General features: G+C 25.9%; 21 protein-coding genes and 1 pseudogene. 11 read left to right on the top strand and 11 right to left on the bottom strand.

Annotated features, from left to right (window positions below):
- Positions 1-383 precede the first annotated feature (383 nt).
- Together T324_RS0110600 and T324_RS18060 are read right to left on the bottom strand one after the other, a co-directional pair.
- A complete protein-coding gene (locus T324_RS0110600; protein WP_028330232.1) occupies positions 384-764 on the bottom strand; it encodes a PepSY-like domain-containing protein in 381 nt (126 codons plus the stop codon).
- A gap of 410 nt (positions 765-1174) precedes the next feature.
- Positions 1175-1324: a hypothetical protein gene (locus T324_RS18060; protein ID WP_156920164.1), complete on the bottom strand. Its 150-nt coding sequence runs from the start codon at positions 1322-1324 to the stop codon at positions 1175-1177.
- A gap of 130 nt (positions 1325-1454) precedes the next feature.
- On the opposite strand from T324_RS18060, the gene T324_RS0110605 reads away from it, so the two are divergent.
- Positions 1455-1811 (top strand): hypothetical protein, encoded by a 357-nt coding sequence (locus T324_RS0110605; RefSeq protein ID WP_028330233.1) that lies wholly within the window; start codon positions 1455-1457, stop codon positions 1809-1811.
- 364 nt (positions 1812-2175) lie between these two features.
- Here T324_RS0110605 and T324_RS0110615 read toward each other — a convergent pair whose 3' ends face one another.
- Complete coding sequence (locus tag T324_RS0110615; RefSeq protein WP_028330234.1) at positions 2176-2547, bottom strand: DUF4234 domain-containing protein; 372 nt, start codon at positions 2545-2547, stop codon at positions 2176-2178.
- A gap of 131 nt (positions 2548-2678) precedes the next feature.
- On the opposite strand from T324_RS0110615, the gene T324_RS0110620 reads away from it, so the two are divergent.
- From T324_RS0110620 to T324_RS0110630, 3 genes are all read left to right on the top strand, one after another.
- Positions 2679-5012, top strand: a complete 2334-nt coding sequence (locus tag T324_RS0110620) for a tetratricopeptide repeat protein (protein WP_028330235.1) — start codon at positions 2679-2681, stop codon at positions 5010-5012.
- A 91-nt stretch (positions 5013-5103) separates the two neighbouring features.
- The gene (gene rfaE1, locus T324_RS0110625; protein ID WP_028330236.1) at positions 5104-6111 is read left to right on the top strand and encodes a D-glycero-beta-D-manno-heptose-7-phosphate kinase; all 1008 of its coding nucleotides are present in this window, start codon (positions 5104-5106) and stop codon (positions 6109-6111) included.
- A 15-nt stretch (positions 6112-6126) separates the two neighbouring features.
- Complete coding sequence (locus tag T324_RS0110630) at positions 6127-7254, top strand: hypothetical protein (RefSeq protein ID WP_028330237.1); 1128 nt, start codon at positions 6127-6129, stop codon at positions 7252-7254.
- Here the strand turns inward: T324_RS0110630 and T324_RS0110635 are convergent, their stop codons facing one another.
- Positions 7255-8115: an AAA family ATPase gene (locus T324_RS0110635; RefSeq protein ID WP_028330238.1), complete on the bottom strand. Its 861-nt coding sequence runs from the start codon at positions 8113-8115 to the stop codon at positions 7255-7257.
- 187 nt (positions 8116-8302) lie between these two features.
- Between T324_RS0110635 and T324_RS0110640 the strand changes: the two genes are divergently transcribed.
- The 5 genes from T324_RS0110640 (at position 8303) to T324_RS0110660 (ending at position 14994) form a co-directional block, all read left to right on the top strand.
- Positions 8303-10657, top strand: coding sequence for a transglycosylase domain-containing protein (locus tag T324_RS0110640; protein WP_028330239.1), 2355 nt, complete (start codon positions 8303-8305; stop codon positions 10655-10657).
- A gap of 168 nt (positions 10658-10825) precedes the next feature.
- A complete protein-coding gene (locus T324_RS0110645) occupies positions 10826-12676 on the top strand; it encodes an MATE family efflux transporter (protein ID WP_028330240.1) in 1851 nt (616 codons plus the stop codon).
- Between the two features lie 4 nt (positions 12677-12680).
- The gene (locus T324_RS0110650) at positions 12681-13391 is read left to right on the top strand and encodes an IspD/TarI family cytidylyltransferase (protein ID WP_156920165.1); all 711 of its coding nucleotides are present in this window, start codon (positions 12681-12683) and stop codon (positions 13389-13391) included.
- Between the two features lie 57 nt (positions 13392-13448).
- Positions 13449-13997, top strand: a complete 549-nt coding sequence (locus tag T324_RS0110655; protein ID WP_028330242.1) for an excinuclease ABC subunit B — start codon at positions 13449-13451, stop codon at positions 13995-13997.
- Positions 13987-14994, top strand: a complete 1008-nt coding sequence (locus T324_RS0110660) for a guanido phosphotransferase (protein WP_028330243.1) — start codon at positions 13987-13989, stop codon at positions 14992-14994. Before T324_RS0110655 ends, T324_RS0110660 begins: the two co-directional genes overlap by 11 nt.
- A gap of 45 nt (positions 14995-15039) precedes the next feature.
- On the opposite strand, the gene T324_RS0110665 is transcribed toward T324_RS0110660, so the two are convergent.
- Positions 15040-15537 carry an LEA/WHy family protein gene (locus T324_RS0110665; RefSeq protein ID WP_028330244.1) on the bottom strand — a complete coding sequence of 166 codons (498 nt, stop codon included), beginning with the start codon at positions 15535-15537 and terminating at the stop codon, positions 15040-15042.
- A 116-nt stretch (positions 15538-15653) separates the two neighbouring features.
- The gene (locus T324_RS0110670; RefSeq protein WP_028330245.1) at positions 15654-16085 is read right to left on the bottom strand and encodes a PepSY-like domain-containing protein; all 432 of its coding nucleotides are present in this window, start codon (positions 16083-16085) and stop codon (positions 15654-15656) included.
- Between the two features lie 380 nt (positions 16086-16465).
- On the opposite strand from T324_RS0110670, the gene T324_RS0110675 reads away from it, so the two are divergent.
- The gene (locus T324_RS0110675) at positions 16466-17467 is read left to right on the top strand and encodes an FAD:protein FMN transferase (protein WP_028330246.1); all 1002 of its coding nucleotides are present in this window, start codon (positions 16466-16468) and stop codon (positions 17465-17467) included.
- Positions 17468-17586: 119 nt separating this feature from the next.
- Here T324_RS0110675 and T324_RS17210 read toward each other — a convergent pair.
- The 5 genes and pseudogenes from T324_RS17210 to T324_RS0110700 all read right to left on the bottom strand — a co-directional run bounded on the left by T324_RS17210 (position 17587) and on the right by T324_RS0110700 (position 19873).
- Positions 17587-18314, bottom strand: a pseudogene (locus T324_RS17210) (amino acid ABC transporter ATP-binding protein).
- Entirely contained in the window at positions 18307-18498 is a 192-nt protein-coding gene (locus T324_RS18545) for a hypothetical protein (protein ID WP_028330247.1), read from the bottom strand. The pseudogene T324_RS17210 and the gene T324_RS18545 overlap by 8 nt, the downstream one beginning before the upstream one ends.
- 14 nt (positions 18499-18512) lie before the next feature.
- Entirely contained in the window at positions 18513-18752 is a 240-nt protein-coding gene (locus T324_RS18550; protein WP_245580703.1) for an ABC transporter permease subunit, read from the bottom strand.
- Between the two features lie 57 nt (positions 18753-18809).
- Entirely contained in the window at positions 18810-19019 is a 210-nt protein-coding gene (locus T324_RS18555; RefSeq protein WP_028330249.1) for a hypothetical protein, read from the bottom strand.
- Positions 19020-19132: 113 nt separating this feature from the next.
- On the bottom strand, positions 19133-19873 hold the full coding sequence (locus T324_RS0110700) for a basic amino acid ABC transporter substrate-binding protein (RefSeq protein ID WP_028330250.1): 741 nt from the start codon (positions 19871-19873) through the stop codon (positions 19133-19135).
- A gap of 264 nt (positions 19874-20137) precedes the next feature.
- Here T324_RS0110700 and T324_RS0110705 point away from each other — a divergent pair, with 264 nt between their 5' ends.
- Positions 20138-20746: a LemA family protein gene (locus T324_RS0110705; RefSeq protein WP_028330251.1), complete on the top strand. Its 609-nt coding sequence runs from the start codon at positions 20138-20140 to the stop codon at positions 20744-20746.
- Positions 20747-20763 lie beyond the last annotated feature (17 nt).

Consider the following 20763-nt stretch of genomic DNA (forward strand, 5'->3'; position numbering starts at 1 on the left):
ATTAAAATTTTATTTGAGGCTTTTGCCTAATTAGAAATTTCAGCACCCGCCCAAGTTGTGATTATATTTAAAAATTTATACAACGTACGTTTAACTGAATTTGATATATAATTTGAATTTGATTGATAATCAGTTTATATTTATGATTTTTTTAGTGTGCGTAAAATATATAAAACAAAAATGCAATCACTTAGAATTAAAGCGATTGCATTTCTATTTACTTTTTTTATATATTCTCTTAGTTTTTATCATTTTATTATATAATAGTTTTTTGTCAATACCCTATATACCTTTATTTGATTTTCTAAAATAAAAGGCTTAAATCTTTTTCAGATTCAAGCCTTATATATTAATTAATTTTTTAAAGAGATACAACTTAAAAATTATGCCATTATTAATTCGCCGTTATTTCTTATACATACTTCTAAAGAGTTAGTTAATTTTACTCTGTAGAATTCTATTCTTTTATTGATTTCAAATATATAAGCATTATTGTATTTTTTCATTATGTTTTTAATTTTATTAGCTATTGTTTTTGGAAGTATATTTTCAGATAGTTTATCATCGCTGCTTATATAATTCCAAGTTCCATTTTTATCAAAATTTATATAAGTACCATTGCTTAATTTGATTTCATATTCGTCTTTAATTTTGTCTATATAAACAATTTTAACATTTCTATAATTAGAAGCTATGAATCTTCTAATGTTTTCTGGTAATTGGCTAGGTGTAATTTTAATGAAAAGGTTTAATGAATTAGTCATGTTGTATCTCCTTAACAGGTATTGTAAAATCTCTTTATATTTATAATTATAGCAGATTGTAAAAATTAAGCAATATTTGTTTACAAATAATTTACAACAAATTTACAAAAGATATGTGTATTATGTATTTAATAACACATATAATACATAAATAAAGTATGTTTCAAGAATTATTGTAAAATATATTTACAAATATTTGAAAATTGGCTATAAATCTATGATTTTACTATGAAAATTAGAAACAAATTGGAATTTTTGGTGATAAGTATAATATTTAGGATAAAATATTGAATTTTTTTACATACCCCGCCCTTTATTTTATATAGCTTAATTTTTAAATAATAATTAAAATTATATTTATTGCCTGATTAGAAATAGCATACCCACCCAAGTTTTTTCTAAATTTTTAACTATATATTAGTTGTTATTTTTGTGAAAATAATATTTAACTTAGATTGTAATGCAACAATAGAATAAATATATCCAAATGGCACTAGAATAAGTATGGCTAATACAACAGCACTTCCTCCATAACTATCTAATTCTGCCTTTTGGCTCATTTAATTAAAAATAAGTATTATTAATATAAACTAAAAATTATTTTAATAAAACTTTAAATAATATACATTTATTGAAAAAACATGTATATTATTATATAACATAATAGTATAAAACTAATTTGGATTTTTTATGAAAAAAATATTAGCTATTATTTTATTGTTTTTTATAACATCAATATCTTTTGCAAAAGTAAAGGTAATAAAAGATGAATTTTATGGTACAGAATATTATCAAATAGATCATGTAAATATAAATTATGCTAAATCCGGACTTGATTGGTGTGCACAAATTAGATTTAGAACAGCAAATGGTGATAATAATACAATTATTATGAGTGCAGCTATAATTTATTTGCCTTCTTCTGTTTTTTCATTAGATAAAGCTTTAATAAGATGTGAGAATAATCATATTATAGAAATAAAACCAAATAGTATTATTGATAAAGTATCTGATCTTAATAAAAGTTTTAGTTACACAACCAGCTGATTACAGGCTGTTCAATTTGAGGTTATTTTAACAGATAAAGATATTGAAGGTATAAAAAGCGGATTTGCTATATTAAGATTGGAATTTAGAGATAGTTTTAAAAATATAAATATTAGTAAAAGTGAAGCTAAAAATATTACAAAAAAGCTAGATGAATTATTAAAAAAAATAAATAATTAATTGTATATAGGAATATTCTTATAGTATTGATATTATAAATAATTTTGAAATATTAATAAATATAGTTTTATAGTAAGCTTATTTTTATATAAAAATAATAAATATTTAAATACTCTGACATTATGTATTGATGGCTTACATTGTAAAATAATGTCCTATAAAAACTAGAATTTTTTCAAATTAATTATTTTTTATTAATTTTATCATAAATAAAATTTAATTTAGATTGTAAAGTAACAACAGAATAAATATATCCGAATGGCACTAGAATAAGTATCGCTAATACAACAGCACTTTCTCCGTAACTATCCAATTCTGCCTTTTTGCTCATTTCATTAAAAACAACAGTTCCGTATTTATAGAACCAATATATAGTAAATAATCCGCATGTTGCTATTAACAAAATAGCTGCTAATGCAGGGCTCATATATTCTTTTTCCATATAAGTGTTAACATCGTTTGTAGTAATGTATATCCAATAAATTAAGTATATTCCGCATGTTACTAAAGATAAAATACTTACAATTAATAATGATTTAGCTTGAAATTCTTTCATATTTTATTTCTCCTATTATTAATTTAAGTATAATTCATTATTAATAATATACAATTAAAAAATCATAATTTATTGTTGACATAATATATATATTCATTGTAAAATAATTATATAATGTATATGGGGTTTTTATGTATAATACTAAAATGGATTATCTTTTAAATGAAGCTTCATACCGTTTAAGCAATGAAGATTATGATCAAACTCTTGAAATACTCGATGTTATATTAAAAAAAGTTCCTAAAAATTATAGAGCAAACCTATATAAGGGACAAGTATGCGTTGAGATGAAGGAGTATGAAGATGCTATTAAGTATTTTGAAGAAGCCAGAAAAGTAGATATAAAAACTTTCAAATCATATAATTTACTTGGAATAAGCTATCATGCTATAAAGCAGTATGATAAAGCTATAGAATGTTTCAATGAGACTTTAAAAATTACCCCTAATTCTTACAAGGCTTATAATCTGCTTGGAATAAGTTATTTTGAAAAAAAAGATTATGTAAAGGCTATAGAAAATTTTAACAAGTCCATAGAGATTAATCCAAAATATGATAAGGCTTATAATAATTTGGCCTTGTTTTACTATAAAAATAAAAAATATAATGAAGCAATAGAGTTTTTTGAGCATTCTAAATCTTTAGATGAAATGGTTTTTAAGGCTTATGATATGCTTGGAATGAGTTATTATAAGGTATCTAATTATGAAAAAGCAATAGAATGTTTTGTTAAATTTCTTAATTCTAATAAATCATATAAAATATCAAATACTTTAGGTGCTATTTATTCATTTTTGAAAGATTATGATAATGCTGTAAAATATTTCAATATATCAATAGATATTAATCCTAAATATGCCAGTGCTTATAATAATTTGGCTTTAGTTTATTTTAATAGAAAAATTTTTGATAAAGCCGCTTTTTATTTTGATAAGGCAAGAAAATTAGATCCTAATACATTTAGTGATTATAATAAATTGGGAATAAGTTTCTATTCAAAAAAATATTATTATGAAGCTATAGAATGTTTTGAAAAGGTTATAGAAAAAAACAGCAATGCATATAAGGCTTATAATTTTATAGGCGTATGCTATTCATCTAATGAAGAGTACAGCAAGTCTGTAGAGTTTTTTAAGAAGTCTATAGAGATTAATGACAGATATTATAAGGCTTATAATAATTTGGCATTGGCATATTATAATTTAAAAAATTATGAAATGGCTATAGAAAATTTTAATAAATCTTTAGAGATAAACAGAGGGAATATAGATTCATATAATGGAATAGGATTATCTTATTATTATTTAGGAGAAAAAGAAAAAGCTTTGATATATTTAAATAAAGTATTAGAGCTTGATCCTTCATATAATAATGCTTATGAAACATTGTTCAATATATATTTTGATTTGGAAGAATATGATAATGCTCTATATTTAGCTGATAAAATTTTGCAGTTAAAGCCTAACTCATTTAAGCATTATGATAAATTAATTACTATATGCTTTAATAATTCTAAATATGATAAAGTAATAGAGTATTCTCATAAAATACAAAATAAATCTGCTGATGTTTATAATATGCTTGCAGTGTCTTATTATCATTTGAAAGATTATGATAATGCCTGCCTTTATTATAATAAGCTAATAGAAATTGAGAAATCTTCTTTCTATTTATATAATAATTTAGCTATTATTTATTATTTAAAAAAAGATTATGACTTGCTTTTGAATACTTACAGCAGATATATAGATAATTTTGATTTGAATAATGATAATTTTGCAAGTTATAATGTGTTTCTTCTATCATATACTTTACTTAAGAAAAATATTATAAGTTATGATGATTTTTTAAGTTTATTTGAAAAATCATTAAATAAAAGTATTGAACATTATAATATTCATAACAAATATTATGGAAGAAGTTTATACAAATATATGACTTATGATACAAATTCATTAAAATTAATATTTGAAAGTAAAATTGAATCTCATAATTTATATAATATGCTAGTAAATTTAATGGAGCATAATAAATTAAAATCAATAAAAACTATAATTGATAAAATAAAAATATCTACGTTCAGTTTATATAATAATTCAATATTAGATAATAATACTTTATGCATAGAATATCAAAGTTCAAGCGATAATGCTGTTGTTTTAGATAGTAAATATTATAATAAAGATAGTATTTATGGAAAGAATGCTAAATTTTTGATTAAAGATGAAACAGACAGTTATGATTCTATTGTTTCTATGTTTGCATATAAGTCTTATGATTCAAATTATGATGATTATTATAGGGCTGTATTAAATGATGATTCAGTTTTCAAAATAAAAAGCATATATTTCAGTAATGATTTTGATGATTCCAATATAGAAATAATAAGACGAATAATAAACAATAATGATATAAAGCTATATAAGATGAATAAAGAAAAAGATTCTTATTATGAGTGTTTATAAAGTTATTTAGAATATTTCAAATTTACAATTTTTTATTATTTATGTTATAATTTTATACGAATTAATTTTAATGTAGAAGACAGAATACAGTATGGATTTAAAAAATAAAGCTCAGAAAATTACAGAATCAAAAGTTCTAGTTATAGGCGATTTAATGCTTGACAGATTTACTTACGGAGATGTTATAAGAATATCTCCCGAAGCTCCTGTTCCGGTTTTGCATGTAAACCATGAAGAGAATTATCTAGGCGGAGCTGGAAACGTTGCAAGAAATATATCCGCATTAATAGGAAAGAATAGTAATGAGAATATGTTTCTAATAGGAGTTATAGGTAAAGATAAATCTGCAGATATTATAACAGAGAGTATGAATTATTCTAATATATCAACTTCAGGTATAGTTATCGATGACAGCAGATATACTATAACAAAAACTAGAATAGTTGCAGGTACTCAGCAGATAGTTAGAATAGATGAAGAAGATACGAAACCTTTTTCAAATATAATAATGAAAAAAATAGAAAAGGTTTTTTTGGATAATATTGATGATTATAATGTTGTTATTATAAGTGATTATAATAAAGGCGTTGTTACTAAACCATTAGCAAAAAAGATAATAGATACATGCAATAAAAAAAATAAATTAGTTCTTGTTGACCCTGCTATAAAACATTTTTCATTCTATAAAAGAGCTACATTGATGACACCTAATTTGAAAGAAGCTACAGAAGGAATGGATAGTAAGTTCCCATTCTATGAATTTGATAAAAACGCTATAAATATATTGGGCAACAGTATAATAAGAAAGTTAAATTTATCAAAACTTATGATAACATTAGGTGCAAATGGTATGGCTTTATTTGATAAGGATATAAAACTTAAAGACAAAAAAAGCCCTTATATAATACCTACCAAAGCCAAAAGTGTATTTGATGTTTCAGGAGCCGGTGATACTGTTATATCTGTTCTTGCTATGTGTTTGTCAGTTGGTATTTCTTTTAAAGAGTCATCAGAAATAGCAAATGCTGCTGCCGGTGTAGTTGTGGGTAAGAGAGGAACTTCAACTTTAACTTTAAAAGAATTAATTAATGTACTTTAAAATGGAATATGTTTTATGAAGATAAAAATTATACTATTAATTATGATGTTTGTTATGGTTTCATGTCTTCCAAGACCTTTAATAGTTCCTGCAAAGATTGTTACTGAACTTTCATTAGGAAAAGATATAGCTGTTTATGATAATGAATTTGTCAATTTAGATAGTCCTAAAATATATAAAGTTAATAATGATTATTATTTTGGAGATTTCTATCATGTAAAAGATGATGTGGTATATGCTTTGGATGTATCAAATTCAAAAATGATCATAGCTTCTGGAAGTAATGTTAATAGCTTTCCATTGGAGTATACTAATCTTGAAACTTCAAAAATATCGCTAATAGATTCTAATGCTAATATTTATATAACAGGATATGATTTAAGATATATTGGAGATGTTGTTGTAAGTAATGCTATGATGTCTTTACCTTCAGAAGAGCCTTCAAGTATAGGAGATGATACTCCTCATATAGAAACGTATACTATTACGGTAACTAATACTAATTATACGAAAGTTGGTTTAGTTTCTTTGAATAAAATATCCTCTAATGGAAATACATTATATACTATAGACAGTATAATAGATAATGAATATGAATCTGTAGTAAAACTTCTTACATTAACCAATAATAAATTTGCTGTATTAAAAAGAAATAAAGAGAGAATTCCTATACTTGATATATACGATATGCATACAGGAAAAATGGAAAATAGATATTCTTTATCAGAAGTTGAATATATTGATGCAGATAATATGTCATATAGGGAAATAGTTGATTGTGTTTATATAATTGATAAGGAAGTATTAGCGATACTTACTATGAATATAGTCAATGGAAAGCATCAGGAAGATATTATATATACATCAAAATTAGATGATTTTAAATTGAAAGAATCTTATAAAGTCCCATGTAGGGATAATTCTCTTGCTGTAGGTATGGCAAATAATGGAAGAGTAACTTATACAGGTATGGATAATGGTATGTATTTTTTTATACGTACAAATCCTTTTTTATCTCAAAATTATAGTAAAGAGTATTTAGGAATAGACGGTTTTAATAAACTTAGAGGAATACATATGTTTGATAATTCCATTTACGGCTTTATGCTTGAAAATGGAAATATAAAGTTTCATAATTATTGATTACTTTGTATTATGCATATTATCATCATCCATATTAAGACTTAATATTCTAAGTCCTTCGCTTCCAAGAACAGATTTTAATGCTATTAGAAATGATGTATCTTTACTGCTTGCAATATTTGTTTTGTATAATTTCATTGCATATCTTGCCATATTGATACCATCTCTTACAGAAAATGATGCATTATGTATATGAGATTTTTGCAAGAATCCTACAGTTATTTTTAATATTTCATCATCAGCGAAAGGAAGATTCATTTTTAATATATCATACTCTTCTTTTACATCAGGGAAAGGCAATTCTATAGTAGGCTGAAGACGTGAATGTATATATTCTGGAAGTTCAAAAGTGCTGGCATCATCATTCATAGTAACTATTACTCTAAAATCAGGATGAGCTTTTATTTTTATTCCCGCTATAACACTTTCTACATATCTTCTGTCATCAAGAAGAGGAGCAAGAGAAGCCCAAGTTTTCTCACTCATTCTGTTTCCTTCATCTAGTATTGCTACTCCGCCTTTAATCATAGCTGTAACTAAACTTGAAGCATGATAACTTATTTTATTATTTTCTGATATTACAGGTATAATAATTAAATCTTCCGGTCTTGTATCTACTGTACATTGAAATATATAAACATCTCTTTTAAGGAGTTCTTTAGCTACATAATATGAAAGTGTAGTTTTTCCAGCACCAGGCTTTCCTACAATTCTAGGGTTTAGAGGTATATCATCATCGGATATTACATTCCAAGAAGCCATTATTTGTCTTACTAAATCATTCTGTCCAGTCCATTTTATATTTAAATTATCAGGATGGGATAATGTTAGCTCGACATTTTCTATTTGCACTTTTTCCATTTTTACCTCTAAAATTAAAAATTATATTTGTAGTTTTTAATGATATTATTAATTTTATAAAAAGTCAAATATTTATAAATTAAAATATTTAAAGTTTAATTTATAAATATAAATTTCGCTTGCAATGTTATTTATATCATAGTATCATATAACTATAATATTATGTAAATACGGTGTTTGTTTTTAAATGTTTAATAAAAAGAAAAAAAATCAAGAAAATAACGGCATAAAAAAGAAATCTAAATTAAAAAGATTTATAGTAACTATTTTAATTATTTCACTTCTTGTTATATCAGCAGTAGGTATAGTAGGAATATACTTCGTTGGAGGGGTATATAAAGATTGGGTATCAAGAAGAACTCAAAGTATGGCTATGCTTGAGGAATATTATAATATAATAGTTATTAGAGGAAATGAGAAAAGAATAAGGTATTTTAATCCGTTAAATCCTTTCGGTGATTCTCCTCCTACAAAAATATATGATAGAAACAATATATTAATAGGGGAATATATGCCTCCTGCCTATGAGGTTGTTAATGTTGATGATATTAACCCTCTTTTAGAACAGACTTTGCTTTTGATGGAAGATCAGAAATTTTATTCGCATCATGGTATAAACTATTTCAGAACTGTATATTTGGCTATTCAAACCGTAATAACTAGAAAAATAGTTGGAGGAGGTTCTACACTTACGCAGCAGCTTGCTAAATTGCTGTTTACAAAGAGTGAAAGAACTGTTGAAAGGAAACTGTTTGAAATGTTTGCGGCAAGAGAGATAGAGGATAAGTATACCAAAAAAGAAATTCTTGCCATGTATTTTAATACTGTTTATCTTGGTGATGGGAACTACGGTTTTGAGGCAGCATCTCAGTATTATTTTAATAAACCTTTAAGACAATGCAGACTTCTTGAATATGCTATACTTGTAGGAATGCTTCCTAATCCTACATATTATTCTATAGTAAATAATCCAGACAACAGCAGAAGAAAAGTTGAGCAGATTTTATCAAGACTTGTTAAAAATAATATTATAGATAAAAATACTATGAAAGAAGAGCTTGAATTATTTGATAAACAATATACAAGCATAAGCGGTCAGGTTAAAGGTGCTCAATGGAAAATGACTGTAAACAGAACTCCTTATGTTAATGAATATGTAAGACAGGAGCTTTTAAATTATTTTAATAAAGATGAATTGGCTTTATCTGGATTAAAAATATATACAACTGTTAATGAAAGATATTACAGAGAAGCTGATGCTGTAATGAAAGAAAAAATAAGAAATTTGCAAACAACTACATCCAACCGCAGTTATCAGGGTGCTATGGTATCAATAGATCCTAAAACAGGCGGAATACTTGTTATGATAGGCGGTGACGGATATACTTTACAAAATCAGTTTAATAGAGCAGTTCAGGCAAAAAGACAAATAGGCAGTGTTATAAAGCCTTTTATATATTTGTATGCTTTTGAAGGAGGTGCTCAGCCTTTTTCATCTATGATGGATACAAATTACAGTTATCCTCAGGGACCTGGAAAACCTGCTTATTCTCCTAGAAATTTTGACAGGAGATACAGAGGAGAAATTACTTTAGAAACTGCTTTATCAAAATCAATAAATACAATAGCCGTTAAGCTTTTAAATGATATAGGATTATCATATTTTATAGAGCATTCCAGAGAGTTTTTTGGAGAAGATGCCTATATACCTAATGCATTATCTATAGGATTGGGTACTATAGAAATGAGTCCGCTTAATTTAGCATCAGCTTATGCAGCTTTAGCTAATGATGGTATAAAATACGATGCCTATATAGTGGATAAAGTTATAGATATGGATGGTAATGAACTTAGCGTAACAGCTTTAGTTGATAGAACACCTCATAAAATAAGTTCAACATCCCCTTCATCATATTACTTTTTAAATACAACACTACAAAAAGTTATAGCTCCTGGAGGAACAGCATATAGAAGTGCTAATACTTACGGATTTAATTATCCTTCATATTCTGCTAAGACAGGTACTACAAGTGAGCATAGAGACAACTGGTTTGCTGCTTATAATGATGAAATAGTTACTATAACTTGGATAGGAAGTGATAGAAATGATGTACTTCCTAATAATGTTACAGGAGGAGCTACAACTGCTTTAGCTACATTTCAATATCTTAATGCTATAACTCCTGCTTCAAAGAGAGAATTTAACTGGCCTATACCGGAAGATGTACTTATTGTAGAGATATGTGAAGATTCAGGACTTCCTAGAAATCATACATGTGTTAATACAAAGCCTTTGACTTTTGGAGGAAATGTAGATTTATCTTCTCAATGTCCTATAGATCATATAAGAAGCGGTACTACAAGAAGAGAATTAGAGACAAACGATATTATTACAGAAGAAGAGGAAAAACTTTATTATACTCCTTTAGATGAGGAAGTAGAAAACAATACTACTCAAAATAATAATGACGGCAATAATAATATATATTTACTTCAAGATGAAGAGATAAATGATCCTAGTTTAGGCAATATAAGAAATTAATTTTTTATTATTTTATTATGAAATTATGCTTCTAATTTTTTTATTTTATAAAAAATGATATTTAAAAAGTTTATTATTATTGATATAATATTTTATCTTATTAATAATATTATTGTTTTATTATATCAATATAGTTGAGGGATATTTTTTTATATTCAAGGGAGCAGCATGGTTAATTTTTTTAAAAGCCAATCTACAGAAGCAAGACGTGACTTAATACTTCATGGTTCTATTACAAATACTCTTATAATGCTGTCCATTCCAACTTTAATGATGAGTTTAGTTCAGTCATTAATACCTTTAATGGATGGGTTATTTTTAAATAATGTTACAGGTACTGTTATAGCAAGCAGTGTTAATTTTTCTGAGCCTATAATTAATATGATGACAGCATTATCTCAGGGGCTTGGTGTTGCTGCTATGGCTATAGTTGGACAGTATAATGGTCTTGGGGATTTTAAAAATGCCAAAAAAATAGCTACTCAAATAGTTGTAACAGGTGTTTTATTCGGTATTGCTATGGGACCTACTCTTTACCTTGTAAGCATATTGGTATCTATGAATTTGCAGCCTGGTGTTAAAGAAAATGTATTTCAATATTTGTCATTATATAGTTTCGTTATGCCTATGACATTTTTGGCAGCTTTGTATAATGGTATAAAAAATGCCAATGGTAAACCAGAAGCTACTTTTATAAGAAGTGTAATATTATTGCTTTTAAAAATAGTATTTAATTTTATATATGTTTATTTTATGCATTTAAAGATTGTTGGAAGTGTTCTTGCTTCATTTTCAACTTATACAATAGTTACAGCTTGGATGTATTATGATTTATTTATTAAAGATAGTGATGATAAATTATCATTAAAAGATTTTAAATTTGATGTTACTATTTTAAAAGAGCTTATGTTAATAGGAGTGCCTTCAATGCTTACAACTTTTTTAAGCAATTTAGGCTTTTTCCTAATTAATACAGAAGTTGAAAGATATGGTGCTGCTATATTAAACGGACAAGGAATAGCAAATAATATTACAACAGTATGTTTTAATTTGCCTGCGGCATTCGGTTCAGCTGTGACTACTATGGTTAGTATGAATATAGGGGCAAAATATGCTGATAAAGCAAGAAAATCATGCTATACCGGAATATTGATGAGTGCTATTACGGCTATTATACTTATAGCTGTTGTTATTCCGCTTACTCCTTATATAACTGTTCTTTTTACAAGGGAGGCAGAGGATTTAAGGGTTGCTAATGGTTCTTTACCTATATTCGCATTAGGAGTATTAGGTTTTGGGGTTACTATGGTAGTGCAGGGAGCTTTAATAGGACTTGGAAGGACTAGGGTGCCTCTTTTAATTAGTATACTTAGAATATGGTTTTTGAGATTTATATTTATAATAGTAACTACGAAATATTTATCATATTGGGCTGTATTTTGGGGCAATTTATTTTCAAATACAATGGCTGGAATAATAGCCTTGATTATAATATCAAAAACCCCTTGGCGTTCTGTTATTAATATAAGAACTCAAAACAGTATTATTTTAAGAACTAGACTATTTATAGATGAGTTGGGTGCAAAACTTTTTCCTCATAATATTGGTAAGAGAAAAGATTATATTCAAAAAATGAGAAATAAGTTAAGTAAAATTAAAGATCCTGTACAGCTTGTATTATTTAGAGAAAAAGAGTTTGAAAAAATAGAAAAAATGAAAGAACGAGAAGAGAAAGAAAAGAAAAAAGAAGAAATGAAAAGATTAGAGAGAGCTGAGTGGAGAATGCAGTTAGAAGAGATAAAAGAAAGAAGAGAAAAGATGAATAAAGAATATGAAGAATACAGAGAAGAAAGAAGAAAAGAAAAAGAAGCTCATAGAATAAAAGTAAAAGCTCAGGTTCAGGAGAGAAGAGAAGCTAGACATAGACTTAGAGAAGAGAGAAAAAGAGAGAAAGAAAAGAGAAAAGAAGAACTTAAAAATAAGAAGAATAATAAAAATAATCAGGATAGTAATGGATAAGATTATGAATACAACTTTAATAATGCTTATAGCAGGAAGTTCAAAAAGATTTGGAGGAAAAGTAAAAAAGCAGTTCATAAAAGTTGATAATAAGCCTATTTTTATACATACTCTTTGTTCAATGCTTAAATTTAATTTTAAGAATATAGTATTAGTAAGTTCTGAAGATGAAATTAATAATATAAAAAAAATAATAAAAAATTGCAATGATATAAAAAGCTCTGTGAAAAAGAATATTTATTATATATCAGGAGGAAGTGAAAGGGTTTATTCTGTATATGAAGCAATGAAATTTTTAAATAACTCTATAGAAGATATAAAAACAGATTATGTGTTTATACATGACGGTGTTAGGCCTCTTGTAAGCAAAAAAGAAATTAAGTCTTTATATGAATCTGTTTTAGAGTTTGATGCGGCTATACTTGCTTCTAAAGTTGTTGATACTATAAAAAAGGCCGATGATGATAAGAAAATAGTATCAACTATAGATAGAACTTATCTTTACAGAGCTGCTACTCCTCAGGCTTTTAAATTTGAAAATTATATGAATGCCATAGAAAAATATATGAATGATAAAAATAAGAGTTTAGCTACTGATGATGCTGAAATATACAGCAAATATTTTGGAGATGTGAGAATAGTTGAATGTTCTTCTAATAATATAAAGATTACTAATAAAGAAGATTTAAATATTTTTATTAAATTAAAGTTATAATTTGCTTTTTTTTTTATTAAATGGTAAAATTTTCTAAATAATTTATTAGGGGTTCTTATGTTGTGTGATATATGCGGTAAGGAAAACGCTGTGTTGCATATTAATGAAAAGATAGGTAATAATAGCTATCAAATACATATATGCAAAAATTGCGAAGTTAATGGTAATATTATAGAAAAATGTCTTGAACTTGAGTTTAATAATATCGATACCATATTCCCAAATTATAAATCTATACCTTCTAAAAAGAAAAGGAAGAAAGTATCTAGCTCTAATAAATTATGCAAAGTATGCGGATATTCTTTAGATGATTTCATAAAGACAGGAGTACTTTCATGTCCTAAATGTTATGAACATCTGAAATCTGATATTAATAAGGTTGTAAAGAAAATACATAAAGAAAATAAGCATATTGGAAGAGTATCTAATAAAAACCTTACATATAGAGATATAGAAATAAAAATAGAAAAATATAGAGAAGAGATAGAATTATTAATAAAAATAGAGAAATATGAAGAAGCTGCTTTGATAAGAGATAAACTTGAGAATCTGCAAAAAGATTTAATATCTAAAAAAAACAAGAGCGAAAAAAAAGATGTCCATTAATAATATAGCAAATTGGATATATGAAAAAGGTACTGATGATAATATAGTCTTATATTCAAAAGTATCCATTTATAGAAATATCGATAATATGAGATTTTTTTATAATATGGATAAGGATGATTTTGAAAAAGTAAATACTATACTTAAGCCAAATATAAATGATATTAATTTGGGATTGACATATTCTAGAATACTAGATCTTTCAGCATTAGATATACGAATATTAATAGAAAATCTTACAGTTCCAAAAGAAAGAAATCTATTAAATGCTTCTTTATATACAGATATTAATGGTTATATTTCAATATTGATTAACTCCAATCAACATTTGGAAATCCAAACTATTGCAAGAGGTCTTGAATTAGAAAGATGTTTTGATTCGGCTTATAAAATAGAAAACATGCTTGATAAAAAAGTAGACTTTGCTTATGATAAAAAATTCGGATATTTGACAAGTTCTCCTAATATAATAGGAATATCTATGAATTTGGATGTATGTATGGCCGTTCCTTGCATTATATGGAAAACTCCTGACAATATAGAACATTTGACTAATGAATGCTATAAATTAGGTTTTGATGTTACTATAAAAAATGGTTTGATTAATATTAAGAATAATATTATGCTTGGAGTTACAGAAAAGTTTATACTTGATAGTATTATTAATAAAGTCAAAGAAATATCAGAAAAAGAGAAAAAAATTAGAAATAGAATAAAAAAAATAGATAGTGTGAAAATAGAAGACAGAGTATATAGAAGCAGAGCTATATTATCAGCGGCAAGAACATTAAAATATAGAGAATTAATAAATCATAGTTTATGGCTTAGGGTAGGGCTTTATTATGGAATGTTTGATGATATAGAATTGGATTCTTTATACTATATGTTTTTCTTGGGTAAAAATAATCATTTGAAGCAATTACATAAAAAAAATAATCATTATAGAAATATAGATGAAATTAGAGCTAATACAATAAGAGATATAATGAAAATATAAAAGATAATTATAGTATTTTAACCATAATTATCTTTTATTGTTTGTTTATTGTTCTGTAAAATTTAATTCTTTAGTGTAAGGGAATTTGAAGCTCATTCCATATACAGTGAAAGTTATATTCATATTAGCTTTACATTTGAAACTTTTATTTTTAAGAGCATCAAATGCAGTTGTAAATACATCTGCGTAATTAGCTTTGAATTTTAAATTTACATCTTTTGTTTGTTTAGAAGGTATTTTTAAAGTTTCTACTGTATTTCCACTTGCAAAAACTTTTCCGGAAGTATTTACCAAATCAACTTGCAGTTTATCTACAGGAACTTCAAATGACAGATTATTTTTTACTTCTAAAGTAACATTTAAGCTTATATCTTTTAATGTTATTTCAGAAATAGAAGCACTTTTTACCTTTATATCTGGTTTGTTTTCTTCGATATAACTTCTTGTTATTTCTCTTGCACTTGATTGTAAAGTTTCACATGATATTATGAAAATTGACAAACTAATAATTGAAAATAATGGTATTAAGATTTTTTTTGACATGATATTTATCCTTATTTCTTTTTATTTAAAACATTAATATTAGTAAACAGTCAAATAAAAAGAGGTTCTAATAGAACCTCTTTTTATTTTTTCATAAACCTTTTATATTTCATCCATTAGTCATCCCATTTCTGTCCTACTAATTGTCCGTCAGAAGATATAAACAATTCCATCATATTATTAAGTTTTATTTTGTAATTTCCCCATTCTTTTTCTACATCTATCATCATAGCTTGAGGATGAGTTCTTCTTACTGTATTAGCTACAGCTTGAGGCAATACGCTTAAAGGAACTCCATTATATTCTCCGTCTATATTAACCCAGTTTCCGTTAGGTAAAAAATCTATAGTAGCACCATTTGATAATTTAACGTCAAATTTTCCATCATCTCTTTCAACTTTCCATATTTGCACACCAGGATAAACTCTCTGTATAAAACTTCTTGCTTTTTGAGGTAATGATGAAACAGGAACTACCCAATCAGCAAAAAGGCTTGAAGTAGAAATGATAGTTAATGATATTAATAAAGCAAATATTTTTTTTGTCATAGTTAATCTCCTTAATTTATTTTTTCATAAATAATCTCATGTAAATTATCTTTACAATTATGAGTATAGCAGAAAAACAATTAATGTCAATAGAATTTACTTTATTTTTACAATTTTTTTACAAAATATTGGTATTTGTACAGTTTAATAAAACCTATACAACATAACTTTTTTTGTATAGTCTAAATTATTCATTTTTTTCATAATAAATTAAAAATTACTAGGGCGTAAAATATGTTATTAATATGATAATTTGAAATGGATAGATTATCTTTATTTGAATATATACTAAAAATATTTTATATAAAATTTTATTTTTACAATTGTTTTTTATTTTCGTTTTAATAGTAAAAAAAATAAAAGAAGTTAGTGTTAGAAAAATGAAAAAGAAAATTTACTTATCAATACCAATAATAGCTGTAGCATTAATAATAGCAGTATCTTTTTATAGAAGCAGAGAAAAATATATAACAGCAACTATAGTTATAAGCGATACAATATTAAATGTAACAGCACAAACATCAGGAAAAGATATAGATATATTGACTCAGGATATAACAAATGAGATTAATAGAATAGATAATATATTAAATCCATATAATACTTCCAGTGAAATAGCTAAAATTAATTCAGAAAGTTTAAAAGGTAAAACAGAAATTGAAATATCAGATGAAATGGCACATATATTTGAAACGGGTTTAAGATATTCAAAAATTAATCCGTCATTTGATATCAGTGTAAGACCATTAATAGAGCTTTGGGGATTTGGGGTAAAAGAAAATCAAACAGTTCCTTTGAAATCTGAAATAGATAAAGCTTTGAGTAATATAGATTATTCATCTGTAAGTTTGATAACTAATAATGACAATAAAAAAATATTAAAATTATCAAAACCATTAACATTTGATTTCGGTTCTTATGGTAAAGGTTATATAATAGAAAAATTAAAAAGTATATTTAAAGAACATAATATAAATAATTATTTAATAGATTATGGCGGAGATACTTATGCTAATGGAGTTAATAGCAGAGGAAAGCCTTGGGTAATAGCTATAAGAAATCCTAGAAATGATGCTGATGGTTATTTAGGATTATTGGAATCAACAAATACTACTATAGTTACAAGCGGTGATTATGAGAGATATTTTACTCAAGATGGGACTAATTATCATCATATAATAGATGCTGAAGTCGGATATCCTACATATAATAGTATATCTGCTACAATAGTTCATACAAATGCCGAAGAAGCAGATGCCTTATCAACAACTGCATTTTTAATGGGAACTAACTTTTTTACAAATGAGGCATTTAGATATAAAGAAGCGTATATAGTAACTCCTGAAGGTGAATTATATATAGTAACTAATGAAAATTTTTAAAATATAATTTTATAATTGATTAAATTTTATTTATTAGATTTTTATAATGAAATTTGAAAGCGATAAACAAGCACTGATATTTTTAAGCAAGTTTATCGCTAACAAATAATAAGAAATTATTATTTATTTAAAACTTTATACAAAAATTCTTTAATTCTATCATGTTTAGGATGAGCAAAAAATTCTATAGGTTCTTCATCTTCTAATATTTTACCATCATTCATAAAAAGTATTCTAGTAGCAACATTTTTAGCAAACCCCATCTCATGTGTAACTATAAGCATAGTCATACCATCTTTAGCCAAATCTATCATAACATCCAAAACTTCTTTAATCATTTCTGGGTCCAAAGATGATGTAGGCTCATCAAAAAGCATTATTTCCGGCTCCATAGCCAAAGCTCTAGCTATTGCTATTCTTTGCTTCTGTCCTCCGGAAAGCTGATTCGGATATGCATTCTGTTTATCTACAAGCCCCACTTTATCAAGAAGTTCTATAGCTTTTTTCTCAGCTTTTCTTTAGGTATTTTTTTTAATTTCATAGGTGCTAAAGTGATATTTTCCATAACTGTTTTATGCGGAAATAGATTAAAATGCTGGAAAACCATACCTAATTCTTGTCTCATCAAGTTAATATCAGTAGATTTATCCATAATACTCTTTCCATTAATTAGAATATCACCTTCTGTAGGCTCTTCCAATCTATTAATACATCTTAAAAAAGTAGATTTTCCGCTTCCGGAAGGTCCTATTATAGCGATTATTTCACCTCTTGAAACATTAACATCTATACCTTTAAGAACTTTTAATTTTCCAAATTGTTTGTGTAAATTTTTTATTTTAATCACTTTCTCTTAACCCCTTTTCTACTTTTCTCATAAACATAGCAAATGCAGAAGTTAATATTAGATATATGATACCAACAGCAATTAAAGGCTCAACACCTCTGTATGTTTGACTTGTAATAATATTAGCAGATCTTAATAAATCGATACCGCCTATAAAACCAACTATTGAAGTTTCTTTAAGCAATGCTATAAATTCGCTTACAAGAGGAGGAAGTATTTTTTTACAGCCTGAGGTATTATTATTTCTTTCATAGACATAGAATAACTCATACCTAAAGCTCTTGCTGCCTCCATTTGTCCCTTATCCAAACTCTGTATACCTGCTCTTATAATTTCAGCTACATAAGCACCGGAATTTATACCAAAAGCAATACCCGCTATAATAAGTATAGGAGTATCTCTTAAGCTATCAATAAAAACAACATTTGCCCATATCATAAGCTGCACAACTACCGGAGTTCCTCTAATAATATGAACATAGGCAAATGCAAGTCTTCATATAGGATTAAAATTAGATAATTTCTTTATATTTTTAAAAGGATGGAATGATGAAAGTTCCATTAAAGCTATAAAAATTCCTAGTACAATACCAATAATAGCCGAAAAAGCTGTGGTTCCTACAGAAAATATTAACCCCTTTATCATATAAATATATCTACCGTTAGATATAAATATTTCTTTAAGAAGTTCTAAATATTCCAGCATAAAATCCCTCTATTATAAAATCCCTATATACAAAAAAATATAATATCTTCTTTTCATATTCTTAAATACAAAAAGAAGATATTATTATATATGATATTAAAAATTATTCTATATTAAAAATATTTTTCTAATAGGGCATCATAAGTTCCATTATCTTTTAAAGTTTTCAAAGCCTCATTAACTTTTGCTAATAACTCATTATCATCTTTTTTCATAGCTATAGCATATTCTTCTGTAGCAGAATCTGTTTCAACTAATTTTAATTCTGGGTTTTGAGCAGCATAATTTTTAGCAGGCTCATAATCTAAAACAACAGCATCAACTTTTTGAGCTTTTAATGCTATAACTGTTTCTGAAGCAGCATTAAATTTTTGAATATCTACGTTAGGAAGTTCGCTTACTAAAAGATCTCCAGTATAACCTAATACAACTCCTACTTTTTTTCCAGATAAATTAGTAAAATAAGTAATATCTTGATTATTGCTGTAAACTAACATAGCTTGTTTAGAATTATAATAAGGATCTGAGAAATTAACAAATTTTCTTCTTTCATCAGTTGCAGTCATTCCAGCTACTATTATGTCTATTTTTTTTGATTCTAATGCAGGCAATAAACCGTCAAATTTCATATCTACAAATTCTATTTCAACACCTATCAATTTAGATATTTCTGTGATTAAATCAACATCGAAACCTACTATTTTGTCTCCTTCTCTATATTCAAAAGGTTCAAATTCTGCATTTGTACCTATGTATAATTTATTCTTTTCTGCTTGCTTTTTTTGACATCCTATAACTGCTAAAATAATAATCGATGCTGCTATAAGTACTTTAATAAAATTATTTTTAAACATATTATTCACCCAGTTTTGTACAATTACAATACAAAAAAATATAATTTTTATGTTCCTTCTATTCTATATAATAATTGAAAAAAGTCAAGATAAAGATATATAGATTATTTTTATAATACTTAAACTAGATTTAAAAACAAATGATTTTTATTTGATAATAATTATTATAAAAATATTCAATTTGTATATTAACAAAATATGGTACATAATATATAATTTTTACTTAATTATTGATATTTATGTTAATAGTTTATAGGAGTGCTAATGAAAGGTTCTGCGGTAGCAATAATATTTATAATTATTAATTTAATAGCTATCAGCATATTTATGATAGTATCTACTAAATCCATAAGAGAATCTATACTAGAAGAAGAAAGATTATCTAGGGAGTCATTGAATAATATAATAGAAATATATTATAGAAAAAATATGGCATCTCAAAACTATTATAATGCTGTTTCTGTCATACCTAGAATAGATATATATACATTGCATGCTTTAAGTAATTATATAGAAAGGATAAAAACTATAGAATCAGATTCTACATTAATAGAAAAGCCATTAACTTTTCAGGAATATCAGTACATTCAAGCTAGAATAACAGAAAATATAAATAAAATAAATTATACAGCAAGAAATTATCCTGTACTTAGAACAAATGAAAACTATGTATCTGCTTTAAATGAAATGAAGCCTATAATAGAAGATGAAAAAAAAGCCATCGCATTATATAATGATTATGTTATTGAATATAATAAATTAACTACCACTCCGCCTTCTAGTATAGTAGCTGGTATAATGGGAAAGTTTCCTTTTTTAATATTTGAAACTGGTACAAATATTATATCTCAAACAGCACATATTTTTCAATAAGAATAATAAGTTTTACC

It is taken from the genome of Brachyspira alvinipulli ATCC 51933, assembly GCF_000518245.1.
GTDB classification, from domain to species: Bacteria; Spirochaetota; Brachyspiria; order Brachyspirales; family Brachyspiraceae; genus Brachyspira; species Brachyspira alvinipulli.

What these genes read in the sequence shown, in the direction of transcription:
- T324_RS0110600 (WP_028330232.1), bottom strand. Translation starts at nt 764, where the DNA reads ATGACTAATTCATTAAACCTTTTCATTAAAATTACACCTAGCCAATTA.
- T324_RS18060 (WP_156920164.1), bottom strand. Translation starts at nt 1,324, where the DNA reads ATGAGCCAAAAGGCAGAATTAGATAGTTATGGAGGAAGTGCTGTTGTA.
- T324_RS0110605 (WP_028330233.1), top strand. Translation starts at nt 1,455, where the DNA reads ATGAAAAAAATATTAGCTATTATTTTATTGTTTTTTATAACATCAATA.
- T324_RS0110615 (WP_028330234.1), bottom strand. Translation starts at nt 2,547, where the DNA reads ATGAAAGAATTTCAAGCTAAATCATTATTAATTGTAAGTATTTTATCT.
- T324_RS0110620 (WP_028330235.1), top strand. Translation starts at nt 2,679, where the DNA reads ATGTATAATACTAAAATGGATTATCTTTTAAATGAAGCTTCATACCGT.
- rfaE1 (WP_028330236.1), top strand. Translation starts at nt 5,104, where the DNA reads ATGGATTTAAAAAATAAAGCTCAGAAAATTACAGAATCAAAAGTTCTA.
- T324_RS0110630 (WP_028330237.1), top strand. Translation starts at nt 6,127, where the DNA reads ATGAAGATAAAAATTATACTATTAATTATGATGTTTGTTATGGTTTCA.
- T324_RS0110635 (WP_028330238.1), bottom strand. Translation starts at nt 8,115, where the DNA reads ATGGAAAAAGTGCAAATAGAAAATGTCGAGCTAACATTATCCCATCCT.
- T324_RS0110640 (WP_028330239.1), top strand. Translation starts at nt 8,303, where the DNA reads ATGTTTAATAAAAAGAAAAAAAATCAAGAAAATAACGGCATAAAAAAG.
- T324_RS0110645 (WP_028330240.1), top strand. Translation starts at nt 10,826, where the DNA reads ATGGTTAATTTTTTTAAAAGCCAATCTACAGAAGCAAGACGTGACTTA.
- T324_RS0110650 (WP_156920165.1), top strand. Translation starts at nt 12,681, where the DNA reads ATGAATACAACTTTAATAATGCTTATAGCAGGAAGTTCAAAAAGATTT.
- T324_RS0110655 (WP_028330242.1), top strand. Translation starts at nt 13,449, where the DNA reads ATGTTGTGTGATATATGCGGTAAGGAAAACGCTGTGTTGCATATTAAT.
- T324_RS0110660 (WP_028330243.1), top strand. Translation starts at nt 13,987, where the DNA reads ATGTCCATTAATAATATAGCAAATTGGATATATGAAAAAGGTACTGAT.
- T324_RS0110665 (WP_028330244.1), bottom strand. Translation starts at nt 15,537, where the DNA reads ATGTCAAAAAAAATCTTAATACCATTATTTTCAATTATTAGTTTGTCA.
- T324_RS0110670 (WP_028330245.1), bottom strand. Translation starts at nt 16,085, where the DNA reads ATGACAAAAAAAATATTTGCTTTATTAATATCATTAACTATCATTTCT.
- T324_RS0110675 (WP_028330246.1), top strand. Translation starts at nt 16,466, where the DNA reads ATGAAAAAGAAAATTTACTTATCAATACCAATAATAGCTGTAGCATTA.
- T324_RS18550 (WP_245580703.1), bottom strand. Translation starts at nt 18,752, where the DNA reads ATGATATGGGCAAATGTTGTTTTTATTGATAGCTTAAGAGATACTCCT.
- T324_RS18555 (WP_028330249.1), bottom strand. Translation starts at nt 19,019, where the DNA reads ATGCTGGAATATTTAGAACTTCTTAAAGAAATATTTATATCTAACGGT.
- T324_RS0110700 (WP_028330250.1), bottom strand. Translation starts at nt 19,873, where the DNA reads ATGTTTAAAAATAATTTTATTAAAGTACTTATAGCAGCATCGATTATT.
- T324_RS0110705 (WP_028330251.1), top strand. Translation starts at nt 20,138, where the DNA reads ATGAAAGGTTCTGCGGTAGCAATAATATTTATAATTATTAATTTAATA.